Annotated in this window: 13 protein-coding genes; 8 read left to right on the plus strand and 5 right to left on the minus strand. The window is 45.5% G+C overall.

Features of this window, described 5'->3' with window-relative positions:
- Positions 1 to 54 precede the first annotated feature (54 nt).
- From pspC to pspA, 3 genes are read right to left on the minus strand one after another with little or no spacing between them, the layout of a single operon-like run.
- Positions 55 to 441 (minus strand): envelope stress response membrane protein PspC, encoded by a 387-nt coding sequence (gene pspC / locus IEY09_RS07760; RefSeq protein WP_037417230.1) that lies wholly within the window; start codon positions 439 to 441, stop codon positions 55 to 57.
- Positions 428 to 667, minus strand: coding sequence for an envelope stress response membrane protein PspB (gene pspB / locus IEY09_RS07765; RefSeq protein WP_086024023.1), 240 nt, complete (start codon positions 665 to 667; stop codon positions 428 to 430). The genes pspC and pspB overlap by 14 nt, the downstream gene beginning before the upstream one ends.
- Positions 668 to 684: 17 nt before the next feature.
- Entirely contained in the window at positions 685 to 1,368 is a 684-nt protein-coding gene (pspA, locus tag IEY09_RS07770; protein ID WP_011071928.1) for a phage shock protein PspA, read from the minus strand.
- Positions 1,369 to 1,545: 177 nt separating this feature from the next.
- Here pspA and pspF point away from each other — a divergent pair, with 177 nt between their 5' ends.
- From pspF to IEY09_RS07810, 8 genes are all read left to right on the plus strand, one after another.
- A complete protein-coding gene (gene pspF / locus IEY09_RS07775) occupies positions 1,546 to 2,637 on the plus strand; it encodes a phage shock protein operon transcriptional activator (protein ID WP_037428146.1) in 1,092 nt (363 codons plus the stop codon).
- Positions 2,638 to 2,706: 69 nt separating this feature from the next.
- Positions 2,707 to 4,332, plus strand: coding sequence for an ABC transporter substrate-binding protein (locus IEY09_RS07780; protein ID WP_055646760.1), 1,626 nt, complete (start codon positions 2,707 to 2,709; stop codon positions 4,330 to 4,332).
- On the plus strand, positions 4,332 to 5,363 hold the full coding sequence (locus IEY09_RS07785) for an ABC transporter permease subunit (RefSeq protein ID WP_037417220.1): 1,032 nt from the start codon (positions 4,332 to 4,334) through the stop codon (positions 5,361 to 5,363). The genes IEY09_RS07780 and IEY09_RS07785 overlap by 1 nt, the downstream gene beginning before the upstream one ends.
- Positions 5,350 to 6,240 carry an ABC transporter permease subunit gene (locus IEY09_RS07790; RefSeq protein WP_037417217.1) on the plus strand — a complete coding sequence of 297 codons (891 nt, stop codon included), beginning with the start codon at positions 5,350 to 5,352 and terminating at the stop codon, positions 6,238 to 6,240. The genes IEY09_RS07785 and IEY09_RS07790 overlap by 14 nt, the downstream gene beginning before the upstream one ends.
- A 3-nt stretch (positions 6,241 to 6,243) precedes the next feature.
- Complete coding sequence (locus IEY09_RS07795) at positions 6,244 to 7,251, plus strand: peptide ABC transporter ATP-binding protein (protein ID WP_037417214.1); 1,008 nt, start codon at positions 6,244 to 6,246, stop codon at positions 7,249 to 7,251.
- Positions 7,232 to 8,017 carry a peptide ABC transporter ATP-binding protein gene (locus tag IEY09_RS07800; protein WP_037417209.1) on the plus strand — a complete coding sequence of 262 codons (786 nt, stop codon included), beginning with the start codon at positions 7,232 to 7,234 and terminating at the stop codon, positions 8,015 to 8,017. The genes IEY09_RS07795 and IEY09_RS07800 overlap by 20 nt, the downstream gene beginning before the upstream one ends.
- Before the next feature lie 105 nt (positions 8,018 to 8,122).
- Positions 8,123 to 9,325 carry an enoyl-ACP reductase FabV gene (gene fabV, locus IEY09_RS07805; protein WP_037428157.1) on the plus strand — a complete coding sequence of 401 codons (1,203 nt, stop codon included), beginning with the start codon at positions 8,123 to 8,125 and terminating at the stop codon, positions 9,323 to 9,325.
- A 117-nt stretch (positions 9,326 to 9,442) separates the two neighbouring features.
- A complete protein-coding gene (locus IEY09_RS07810; RefSeq protein WP_037417205.1) occupies positions 9,443 to 9,655 on the plus strand; it encodes a TOBE domain-containing protein in 213 nt (70 codons plus the stop codon).
- A 143-nt stretch (positions 9,656 to 9,798) separates the two neighbouring features.
- Here the strand turns inward: IEY09_RS07810 and ppiD are convergent, their stop codons facing one another.
- On the minus strand, positions 9,799 to 11,664 hold the full coding sequence (gene ppiD / locus IEY09_RS07815; RefSeq protein WP_069454684.1) for a peptidylprolyl isomerase: 1,866 nt from the start codon (positions 11,662 to 11,664) through the stop codon (positions 9,799 to 9,801).
- A gap of 226 nt (positions 11,665 to 11,890) precedes the next feature.
- A complete protein-coding gene (gene hupB / locus IEY09_RS07820; protein WP_255211589.1) occupies positions 11,891 to 12,178 on the minus strand; it encodes a nucleoid-associated protein HU-beta in 288 nt (95 codons plus the stop codon).
- Positions 12,179 to 12,345: the final 167 nt, after the last annotated feature.

Raw genomic sequence — 12,345 nt, forward strand, 5'->3', positions numbered from 1 at the left:
GGAATCAACGAAAGATAAAACAACAAGGGCGGACATGGCCGCCCTTTAGAGGGATTACAAGCTATTGATTTGTCTTTTTAAATCAAAATTGTCAGACGTCACATGGCGCTCAAGGTTTTGCAATCTCACCTCAAGGCTCCTAAACTGACGATTCACATCGCTTAGCGCCTGTTTAGCTGGCTCTCCCGACTGCCAAGGTTTCTTCTTCACTTCAATGTCATCCCTAACAGAGCTATTTTGAGGTTTGATATCGAGTATCACCCATAACGCCACATAGATGATAAAGACAACACCCGAACCACCTAATAGAAAGATAGAAACAGCAAGTACGCGTACTAACCAAGTTTCAATCGCAAAGTACTCAGCAATCCCTGCACACACTCCGGCGATTTTACCTGACTGGGGAATACGGTACAAAGTTCGACCACTAGATCCTCTCATGTTTCCCCCTCCATTCAGGCGATTCAGAATCGAGAATCGCCTCTAAGGTTTCGATACGCGCAGCCATTTTATCGGCTTTCGCAATCAAGTCATTCAGCTGTGAAAACTCTTCCTCAGTGAGTCCCTGGCTCACTTGTCGCTTACTGCGATAATGAAGAACTAACCATATAGGCGCCACCACTATCATAAAGATGATAATCGGAGCCATTAGTATGTCCATATCCATAACTCACCTCTAAAATGTTATTCTTTTGACTTTGTGGGAGCTTTGCCTTTCACTTTTGCCTTGAGCGCTTCCAACTCAGCATTGACTGAATCTTCAGCTTCTAATGCCGCAAACTCATCAGCTAAGGTTTTTTTGCTGCCAAGATCGTAGGATTCAACCTGCGCTTCTAATCCTTCAACACGGCGTTCATATTGCTCAAACTTAAGCATGGCATTATCAATTTTGCTTGAGTCTAACTGCTTTTTCACTTCTAAACGTGATGACGCAGTTTGAGTGCGCAAAATAATGGTCTTTTGGCGCGCTTTTGCATCTAACAGTTTTTCCTGTAACAGGCTCACTTCATCTTTTAAACGAGCGATATGCTCATCCAGCACTGCCAACTCTTGGTTTAAAGTATCCACTAAACCCGCCGCTTTTTGTTTTTCAACTAAAGCCGCTTTGGCTAAATCTTCGCGGTCCTTTGAAAGTGCCAGTTCCGCTTTATCCTGCCAATCCTGAACTTGCTCCTCGACTCGGCTGATACGGCGATGCAATTCTTTCTTTTCAGCCAATACCTTAGCTGAGGTTGAACGCACTTCTACCAGTGTATCTTCCATTTCTTGGATGATCAGGCGAACCATTTTTTCAGGGTCTTCGGCTTTGTCGAGTAATGCGCTGATATTAGAGTTAATGATATCGGCGAAACGAGAGAAAATACCCATAATGCTATCCTCAAATTGATGTTGGTCTCGCTTAAGGTAATACACTAACTGTGCCAACTTTTATTTATTATTTAAATTCAATTAGATAAACAAAATTTTAACTTTTCCTTTATTTTACAACGCAAGCCACTTATTATGATTTTCACCAAAATTTAGCGTTAAAGACTAAAAAATATCGTGGATAATAAATTTCAGCAAGACAATCTAATCGGTCAATCAAACGCCCTACTTGAAGTATTAGAGCACGTCTCACAAATCGCTCCGTTATCAAAACCTGTACTGATCATTGGTGAACGAGGCACAGGTAAAGAGCTGATTGCCGAACGCCTACATTATCTGTCTAAGCGCTGGGATCAAAATTTTATTAAGCTAAATTGTTCATCTTTGAGCGAAAACTTGCTTGAAAGTGAATTGTTTGGCCACGAATCTGGGGCTTTTACTGGTGCCAAAGGTAAACACGAAGGCCGTTTTGAACGGGCTGATGGTGGAACACTGTTTCTTGACGAGTTAGCCAATACCTCTGGATTGATTCAAGAAAAACTACTGCGTGTTATCGAGTACGGTGAATTTGAACGTGTCGGTGGCAGTAAAACCATTCAAGCGGATGTGCGCCTTATCTGCGCCGCCAACGAAGATTTACCCTCACTGGCCGAGGCAGGTGAATTTCGGGCCGACTTACTCGATCGTTTAGCCTTCGATGTGATCACCCTGCCGCCACTACGTTGTCGTCCAGAAGATATCATGACATTAGCCGAATACTTTGCTGTGGGAATGGCTCGGCAACTCAAGCTCGAACTCTTTAGTGGCTTTAGTGCAAATGCCATCGAGCAGCTCATGAGTCATGACTGGCCCGGTAATATTCGTGAACTTAAAAACGTCGTTGAGCGAAGTGTTTACCGTAATTGCGGTGAAAATCGTCCCATCGAGCACATTATTCTCGACCCTTTCGCCTCCCCGTACCGGCCGACAACTCGAGTGCGCACTCTTGAGCGTCAGGTGGTGCCCACACCGCACTCAACCATCATAAGCCCTCCCACCGTTACGGCAAAAACCGATATTGATGTCATTGCACCTAGTGAAGCGCCGTTAAATGACTTTAGTTTTCCATTAGACTTTAAAGAACAAACCGAGCGTTATGAGATGGAGCTTATTCAGCAAGCCTTATCGGCGAGCCAATATAATCAAAAGAAGACCGCTGAAATCTTGGGGTTAAGTTATCATCAGCTACGTGGCATTCTAAAAAAATACAATTTGCTCGATAAAGCATAAGCTGATTGCCCATGGGCGAGATGCACTGCTAAAATAGTCGTTCATAGTCGATAAAATAATGATTTATAAATGAGTGTGCTAATTAGACGCCTGTGCCTAGCAACTGCGGTATTCTGCATGAGTGGGTTGTTGGTTGCATGTGGCCCCCAACGACTTCCTTCTGGTTTGGTCTATTGTTCCGAAGGGAATCCCGAGTCTTTTAATCCGCAGTTGGTGACCTCAGGCACTACGATCGACGCCACTTCACACCTGATTTATAGCCGCTTAGTAGACTATGACGCGCTCTCTGGTCAGTTGGTTCCGGCCTTGGCAACCAGTTGGGCTGAAAGTGATGATGGTCTTAGTTATCGTTTTACGCTCAGGGAGGATGTTAAGTTTCAGCATTCTTCCCGTTTTACGCCAAGTCGCTCATTTAACGCCGACGACGTACTGTTTTCCTTCAATCGAATTATCGATAAGCATCACCCTTACCATGGTGTGTCACGCACTGGTTATCCCTTTTTTCAAAGCATTGGTTTTTCTGAACAAGTTAAAAGTGTTGAAAAAATCAATGACTATGAAGTCATCTTTCGCTTAGCCCGTAAGGATGCTTCATTTTTATCGAATTTAGCGACTGACTTTGCCGTTATTCTCTCCAGTGAGTACGCCGAACAACAACTTGCACTAGGTCACCCGGAAAATGTTGACCATTTTGCCATTGGTACAGGGCCTTTTACTTTAGTGCATTACGCCAAAAACGAATATATTCGCTATCGCCGTAATCCAGATTTTTGGGGAGAACCCGCCAATGTCGAGATGTTGGTCTATGATATCACCCCTAAAAGCACCGTGAGATTAGCAAAGTTAATCGCGGGTGACTGCAGTGTTTCAGCACTACCAAAAGCAGGGGAACTTCCCGTTATTAAGCAACATGAACAGCTCAATATCGAATCACAACCCGGCCTTAACGTAGCATTTTGGGCATTTAACACTCAAAAAGCGCCATTAAATGATGTTCGAGTTCGCCGCGCGCTCGCCCATGCGGTGGATAAACAAAATATCTTACGTGCTGTGTATCAAAACACCGCAATAGAGGCGATAGGCGTACTTCCACCAGCCTCTTGGGCCTACGACAGCAATAAGAAGCTACTCGATTATAATCCCCAAAAAGCCAGAGACCTGCTAAAAGAGGCAGGTATTAACAATCTCAGCATCGATATTTGGGCAATGCCTGTTGCGAGAGCTTATAATCCTAATGCACTGAAAACAGCTGAGTTAATTCAATCTGATTTGGCCAATATCGGTGTTAAAGTCAACATAATCAGTTACGACTGGAGTGTCTTTACCCAAAGATTAAGTCGAGATGAATACGATTCAGTACTCATCGGCTGGAACGCCGATAACAGTGATCCCGATAACTTTTTCACGCCACTACTTAGCTGCGCCTCGATGAAATCAAACAACAACCGCTCTCGCTGGTGCAATAAACAGTTTGATGCCATTCTAGACAGAGCAAGAGAAGTCTCAACACAAGCAGAGCGCAAGCAAATTTATCAAGAAGCCGAAGCATTCATCGCCGAGCAAGTACCAATGCTGAGTTTGGCTCATGCCAAACGGGTCGCTTTAACGCGTAATAATGTACATAATATGCAACTCACGCCTTTTGGCGGCATTTCCTTTACAAAAACCAGCCAAACCACACAGGAGACTAACTGATGTTAAGATACCTGTTACGGCGCCTCAATTTATTCCTAGCGACTTCACTCGTCATGATTGGTGTCCTATTTTATGCAACAGGTTTGTTCCCCATTGAACGCACCTTTGCCCTCACTGGAATACATTCACCATCGGCAGCTCAGCTTAGCCAAATCGAACAAGACTATAAGTTAGATAGCAACAAGGCGTTGCAGTTTATTGCTTATTTACAGCAAAGGCTGAGTGGTAACTTAGGGGTTTCAGTGACGTCCCATCAAAGCGTTGCAGAGGAGTTAAGTACCGTACTCCCCGCCTCCTTCGAGCTCGCCGTCATGGCCGCGGTAATCGCCATTGGTTTAGGCGTACCTTTGGGCGTTTTGGCTTCACAAAGTCAGCATAAACTCACCCAAAATACCATTATGGCTATTACTCTTACGGGTTACTCTGTTCCAGTATTTTGGTTGGGACTGTATTTATCGCTTTGGTTTGGTGTCGATCTCGGTTGGTTGCCAATATCGGGGCAACTCAATCTTTTATATGAGATAAAACCCGTCACTGGTTTTATGCTGGTCGATATCCTACTGTCTGATTCGGAATATCGCATATCGGCGTTTAAGGATGCACTGCTACACATTATTCTGCCAGCGACAACGCTCGCAGTACTGCCCTTTACTGTGGTAGTGCGTAGCACACGTTCTGCAATGATGAATGTGATGAACCAAACCTTTATCCGCGCAGCCGAAGCCAGAGGCATGCACACCAATACCATTATTTTACGTCATGCCTTACCCAACGCGCTTATCCCTGTATTAAAGCACTTAGGTTTAATGCTAGGTGCCTTTGCTAGCTATGCTATTGTTGTTGAAGTGATATTTTCATGGCCAGGTGTAGGCTCTTGGTTAGTATCAGGAATTTATCAGCGGGATTACACGGTTATTCAAGGTGGAATATTGGCTGTCGCCTTGCTGATCATCTTTTTAAGTATTTTGATTGAAGTGCTACATACCGTCTTCAATCCATTAAGCAGAAAAGATCTTTATGCCTCCAGTTAAAATTTATCAGGAAGATCAAATTGCTTCCCCAATGATGCGGGTCTGGCAAAATTTTTCGGCAAACCCTTTTGCCTTAGCGGGATTGTGGACCATTATTTTTCTGCTGCTGCTCACCCTCTTTGGTCCAATGATTGCGCCTTTCGCGCCAGAGGCTCAAGATCCACGCGCCCTATTGTTACCTCCCTCTTGGGATCCTTCCGGCACTGTGGCGCATTTTTTAGGCACCGACGATCTTGGCCGGGATATTTTTAGCCGCTTGCTACATGGCGCGCATTTAACCTTTGGCATGGCATTAATGATTGTCGGTACAGCTCTGTTTACTGGATTTATCATCGGCTCACTTTCCGGCATGATGCGTGGATTAAAGTCTAGTATTTTGGGCCATTTGCTCGATGCATTGCTGTCAATCCCTTCGCTTCTGATGGCGATTTTAGTGGTTGCCGTCATGGGGCCAGGGCTTGAAAACGTCTTCTGGGCCGTGGGCATTGCCTTAACGCCGCAGTTTGTCCGCTCTATTCATCAATCGGTCCATGAAGAATTACAAAAAGAATATGTTACCGCTGCCCGTTTGGATGGAGCCAATTCAATGCAGATTTTTTGGTATGTAATCATGCCAAACGTCTGGGAAGTGGTGATTATTCAAACCACGTTAGCCATTTCTGCCGCGATTTTAGATATTGCCGCCCTCGGCTTTTTAAGTCTTGGTGCTCAAGCACCTAGCCCAGAATGGGGCGCTATGGTGGCGCAAGGCATGGATAATTTATTGACCGCACCTTGGACTGTAACTATTCCAGGGCTAGCGATTCTTTTTAGTGTGCTTGCCATTAACTTGGTAGGCGATGGCTTGAGATCGGCGCTTGCGCCCATCAGAAACTAACCTATGCCATTACTCGACGTTAGAAACCTGACTATTGAACTCGACACGCCTCACGGCAAAGTGCGGGCTCTTGAGAAAGTAAGCTTGACCTTGAATGCGGGTGAAATCCACGGCCTAGTGGGTGAATCCGGCTCAGGCCGTAGTCTACTCGCCAGAGCTATTCTAGGGATCCCTGGCCCCAACTGGACGATTACTGCCGACCGCATGATGTGGGATGGTAACAATCTGATGGCCATGACCTCGAAGGAGCGCCGTAATCTGATGGGCTCAGATATGGCGATGATCTTCCAAGACCCATCAGGCAGCCTTGATCCTTCGCAAACCGTGGGTAGCCAGCTGATGCAGGCCATGCCTAAGAATCCTAAAGCTTATTTTTGGCAAAAGCACAAACATGCCAAACTCACGGCGCAAAAATGGCTACACAAAGTTGGCATTAAAAATCCGCAAAAAGTCATGTCTAGCTATGCATGGGAATTATCCGAAGGCGAATGCCAAAAAGTGATGATCGCTATGGCAATTGCCAACCAGCCTAGATTATTGATTGCAGATGAGCCGACAAACTCGATGGAGCTGAGTACTCAGGCACAGATATTTCGCCTACTATCACAGCTTAACCAACTGCAAAATGTGTCGATTTTAATCATCAGTCATGAGCTTGAGACCCTCGCCCAATGGTGCGATCACTTATCGGTACTCTATTGCGGCCAAGTGATGGAGTCAGGGCCGACGGATGAATTGATTAATCAGCCCTATCATCCTTACACTAAGGCACTCTTGGATAATATGCCGGATTATTCGGGGATAGAGGCGCACAAGGCAATTATGCCAACACTGCCAGGCTCGGCGCCAGCACTCCAACATCTCCCCATTGGTTGTCGCTTAGGGCCAAGATGTCCTGAGGCGCAAAAGAAATGTGTTAATCAGCCAAGTTTGAGTCATTCAAGAGACCGCTACTTTGCCTGCCATTTCCCTTACCACGGTGAAACGACAAATGACGACTCCACTGCTTAAAGTTAACGATCTCTTTAAAAGGTATGATACTGGTTATAAAGGCTTTACCCGCCAATATAACGATGCCTTAGCCCCGGTTTCCTTTGAATTAAACCGCGGCGAAACCTTAGCTATTGTGGGTGAGGCAGGTTCAGGTAAGAGTACGTTAGCGCGTATTTTAGTGGGCGCAGAACCGCGCAGCGGCGGTGAAATTTACTTCGAAGGCGAAGCCTTAGACAGCCGTAATATCAAACAACGCTGCCGCCTTATTCGGATGATTTTTCAAGATCCTAATACCTCGCTCAACCCAAGGCTCACCATTGGTCAATTACTCGATGAACCATTGCGTTTTAACACTCAGCTATCTGCCAAAGAGCGTAATTCTCAAGTAATTGAGACATTAAGGAAAGTCGGTTTATTACCTGAACATTCTGACTTTTATCCGCATATGATTTCTGAAGGCCAAAAACAGCGGGTTGCCGTGGCGCGAGCGCTAATGCTCAACCCCAAAATCATTATCGCCGATGAAGCGTTGACCGCTTTAGATCTGTCCGTACGCTCGCAAATCCTCAATTTGCTACTGAAATTGCAAAAAGACTTAGGATTGTCATATATTTTTGTGTCCCATAACCTCAATATTATTCGCCATGTTAGCGATAAAATTATGGTTCTTCATAAAGGCGTTATGGTTGAGAAAGCTCCCACAGAACAGATATTTAATTCACCGCAGCACGAATATACCCAAAGGCTTATTCAGGAGCAGAGCCTGTTTGTTCATAAGCGTTAAACTGCTCCAACCACTTAAATATTCAGGCAAATTGGCTAAAAATAGATGCCATTTAATCGCCGAAGTATTTATCCTATTGGTCATTTTGATAGAAGAAGCTTAAACATGATTATCAAACCCAAAATTCGTGGATTCATTTGTACCACTACTCATCCCGTTGGTTGCGAAGCTAACGTTCAAGAACAAATTGCATTAACCAAAGCGAAGGGCAAAATCGCCAACGGGCCTAAAAAAGTCCTCGTTGTTGGTTCATCCAGTGGTTATGGCCTGTCTTCACGCATTGCCGCCGCCTTTGGTAGCGATGCAGCAACTATTGGTGTGTTCTTCGAAAAACCAGGTACAGAAGCTAAGCCAGGTACTGCTGGCTGGTACAACTCTGCCGCTTTCGACAAGTTTGCCAAAGCTGAAGGTTTGTACTCTAAGAGCATCAACTGCGATGCCTTTAGCCATGAAGCTAAACAAAAAGTCATTGAGCTAATCAAGCAAGATTTAGGTCAAGTGGATATGGTGGTGTATTCATTAGCATCACCTGTACGCAAACTGCCAGATTCTGGCGAACTAGTACGCTCTGCGCTCAAACCAATTGGTGAAACTTACACTGCAACAGCGGTAGACACTAATAAAGACTGCATTATCGAAGCTACTGTCGAACCTGCGACAGAGCAAGAAATTGCCGATACAGTCACTGTGATGGGCGGCCAAGATTGGGAATTGTGGATTAACGCGCTCGCCGAGGCTGGCGTATTGAGCGACAACTGCAAGACCGTTGCCTATAGCTATATCGGTACTGAGTTAACTTGGCCAATCTACTGGCATGGCGCATTAGGTAAAGCCAAAATGGACTTAGACCGTGCTGCAAAAGCCTTAAACGATAAGCTCTCAGTGACAGGCGGTAGCGCCAACGTTGCCGTGCTCAAAAGCGTTGTAACCCAAGCCAGCTCAGCCATCCCAGTGATGCCATTGTATATTGCAATGGTGTTTAAGAAGATGCGCCAAGAAGGCCTGCACGAAGGCTGTATGGAGCAAATCTATCGCATGTTCAGTGAGCGTCTGTTCCGTGCCGATGGTGCAAAACCTGAGACCGACAGCGACAACCGTCTGCGTTTAGACGATTGGGAACTGCGCGAAGATATCCAGCAGCATTGCCGTGATCTGTGGCCACAAGTGACCACTGAAAATCTATCAGAGCTGACCGATTATCAAGAATATAAAGCCGAGTTTATTAAACTTTTCGGCTTTGGTATTGAAGGCATCGACTACGACGCTGATGTGAATCCGTACGTTGAGTTCGATGTGATCGAGCTGTAATCGTCACGATTACAGCTTGCTTTTAAACGCCACCCTCGGGTGGCGTTTTTATTTGCTGCAAACCCATGGCAATAGGCTAGAATAGCATGACCATTCAACACTAAATAAGGATAAAGAATGAAGATCAGTGCACGGAATACCCTAAGTGGCACTATTACCGCTATCGAAATTGGCTCTGTAAACAACGAAGTCACTATCGAACTGGCACCGGGCGTAGTGTTAACCTCCGTCGTGACGAAAGCATCCTGTGAGCGTTTAAACTTGAAGGTGGGTGATTCGGCTTACGCACTCATTAAAGCCAGCAGCGTGATGATTGGCGTGGATGATTAAGCCGCTGAAATAGCGCCCATATCGTTTGATAATGCACAAACAAAAAGGCCAAGTAAACACTTGGCCTTTTCTATTTGATTAGCAAAACACTTTATATTTGCCTTGCGAACATAAGGGATAGACTGAGTTATCCCTTATCACCATTAACCTTCTACAGGGTAATGGATTTTTGCGTTCGCTTTCAGTGACTCGATCAGACCGCGGTAATCCGCTTCGCTGTATTGTGCATTTAGGCGTTGTTTTAGTGCATTGACTAACTCATCGCTAACAGACTCAGCCGCGTTCACTTTGTCCAGTGCAATCACAGCATAGCCATTTGCTAAAGCGACAGTATCAACCACAGGTGCAGCACTCGGCGTTGGCATTTGGAAGGTTTTAGTCACAATGGCCGCGTCTAAATCCTGTGCACCACGCCCCAATTTAGCCTTAGCGATTAAGCTCACATCAGCAGCGCCCGCTTTCACTTGCGCCATTAACTCTTCTGCTTTAGCACGTGCTGCTGCGTTCGCTTGATCTTGCTTTAAACGCTCTGCGATGTCGGCCTTCACTTCGGCTAATGGCATAGTGCCCGCATCGTGATGTTCTTTCATGCGAATAACCACTACGTGATTCGGTTCAAGCTCAATCACTTCACTATTTAGCCCTTGGCGCATCACTGAGTCTGAAAATGCTGCTTTTACTACATCAGGCTTATTCAATGCCGCTGGCACATCATCACGTGAAAATAGCGGCGTTGTCTTAATCTCAACACCCACCACTTTTGCGGTTTCGGCTAAGGTATCAGGCACTTCGTAGCTAGTATCGGCCAGTTTGCTCTGCAAGCTATAGAATTGATCTACCGCTTTTTTCTCTTGTAACTGAGCAATAATCTTGGTTTTAACGTCGGCAAATGGCACTGTGGTACCAGGCTGAACGTCTAACAGTTTGATGATGTGGAAACCAAAATCTGTTTTGACGACAGCTGAGTGTTGACCTTTTTGCAGAGCAAAAAGCGCAGCATCGAATGAGGGGTCCATCACACCTGGCTCAAACCAGTCTAATTTACCGCCCTGCTCCGCACTTAACGTGTCTTCAGAATTGGCTTTGGCTAACTCAGCAAAATCAGCACCGTTATCTAACTGCTTGGCTAAATCTTCAGCCTTGGCTTTCGCTGCTGCTTCATCGCTACCTGGGCCAATCAGAATGTGCGCGGCTAAACGTTTCTCGTTAGACACATATTGCGTCTTATGCTCATCGTAGTAAGCCTGAGCTTCTTCTTCGGTCACTTTGCTGTCTTTGGCAAAATCAGCCGCGTTTAACTCAACATATTCTAAACTCACCTTCTCTGGGCTCATAAACTGGCCCTGGTTGGCGTCATAGTAGTTTTTTACTTGCTCGTCTGTCACAGAGGCATTGGCAAGGTATGGCGCAGAGTCCACCACTAAATAACGAATGTCGCGAGTTTGGCCTTGCAGCTCAGCTAATTGTTTAGCTTCACCGGGTAATACAAATTCAGTGCCCACTAACGCCGCAGTTAACTGACGACGAGTCATATCGACACGCATCATGCTTCTAAAGGTTTGTGGCTGATAACCTAACTGACGCAAAATAGCCTGATAACGGTCGTTATCAAATTTACCGTCAGTTTGGAAAGCGGGTTCAGATTTAATCGCTGCAATAATTTGTTCGTCAGAAACACGTAATCCCATCGCAGCGGCAGCTTGATCGATCAGTTTGTCTGCCACTAGACGCTCGAGAACGCTCTGCTTAATGCTTTCTAGGTATCTTTCGTCCGCAGATAGGGCAGCAAACATTTCGCCCAGTTGTTGTTCCATACGAGCGCGTTCGCTCTGGTAGGCTTGTTCTAACTCGGCTTTAGTGATCTTGTCACCGTTGACTTCTGCGGCAGGTACATCGGAAGTTGAGCCTAAATAGCTACTCACCCCTGCAAATGCAAAAGATAAAATCACAAGTACGAGAATGCCTTTAGCAATCACGCCTTGCGAACCATCGCGGATCTTTTCTAACATCAGATATCTCGCTCGTTGCGATTAACAAAATAAAAAGGCGCATCAGCTTGAGATGCGCCTTTCTGTAATTAATAGGGATTATTCAGACGCTACCACTGGTAAGTGCTAAAACCCCGAGTAATGGTAGAAATTGACCTTCAAAATCCATTACTTTCAATTCGTAAAAAGCACTGTTTAAACAGTGCTTATCATTACGAACGCCTTACAAAGGCTGCGATATCAAAAATTAATTGACAGCGTCTTTCAGAGCTTTACCCGCTTTAAAAGCTGGGATCTTTGCTGCTGCGATTTTGATTTCTTCACCCGTTTGTGGGTTGCGGCCAGTGCGTTCAGCGCGCTCACGCACTTCAAAAGTACCAAAACCAACAAGAGAAATTTTATCGCCTTCTTTCAAACCTTCAGTCACAGCTGCGATAAAAGAATCCAGTGCACGGCCGGCAGCGGCTTTAGAAATGTCAGCACCAGAAGCGATTTTCTCGATTAGTTCAGATTTGTTCATGTCATCCCCTTGAATGTAATTTTTTTGCGCCGCAACCAAATCCGTCTCTAGAGCGGTCTGCGGAGGCTTTTATAACAAGCTTGAATTCAAAGTTCAAGCTGAGTTCGAAAACCAAAGAAATAAAACTAGATACAGCTCAAAGCCAGTTGCCCCAAGGGCTTGGAGCAGCTGGCTCTCCACTG

The sequence above is a fragment of the Shewanella xiamenensis genome, from assembly GCF_014647135.1.
In the GTDB taxonomy this organism is placed as follows: domain Bacteria; phylum Pseudomonadota; class Gammaproteobacteria; order Enterobacterales; family Shewanellaceae; genus Shewanella; species Shewanella xiamenensis.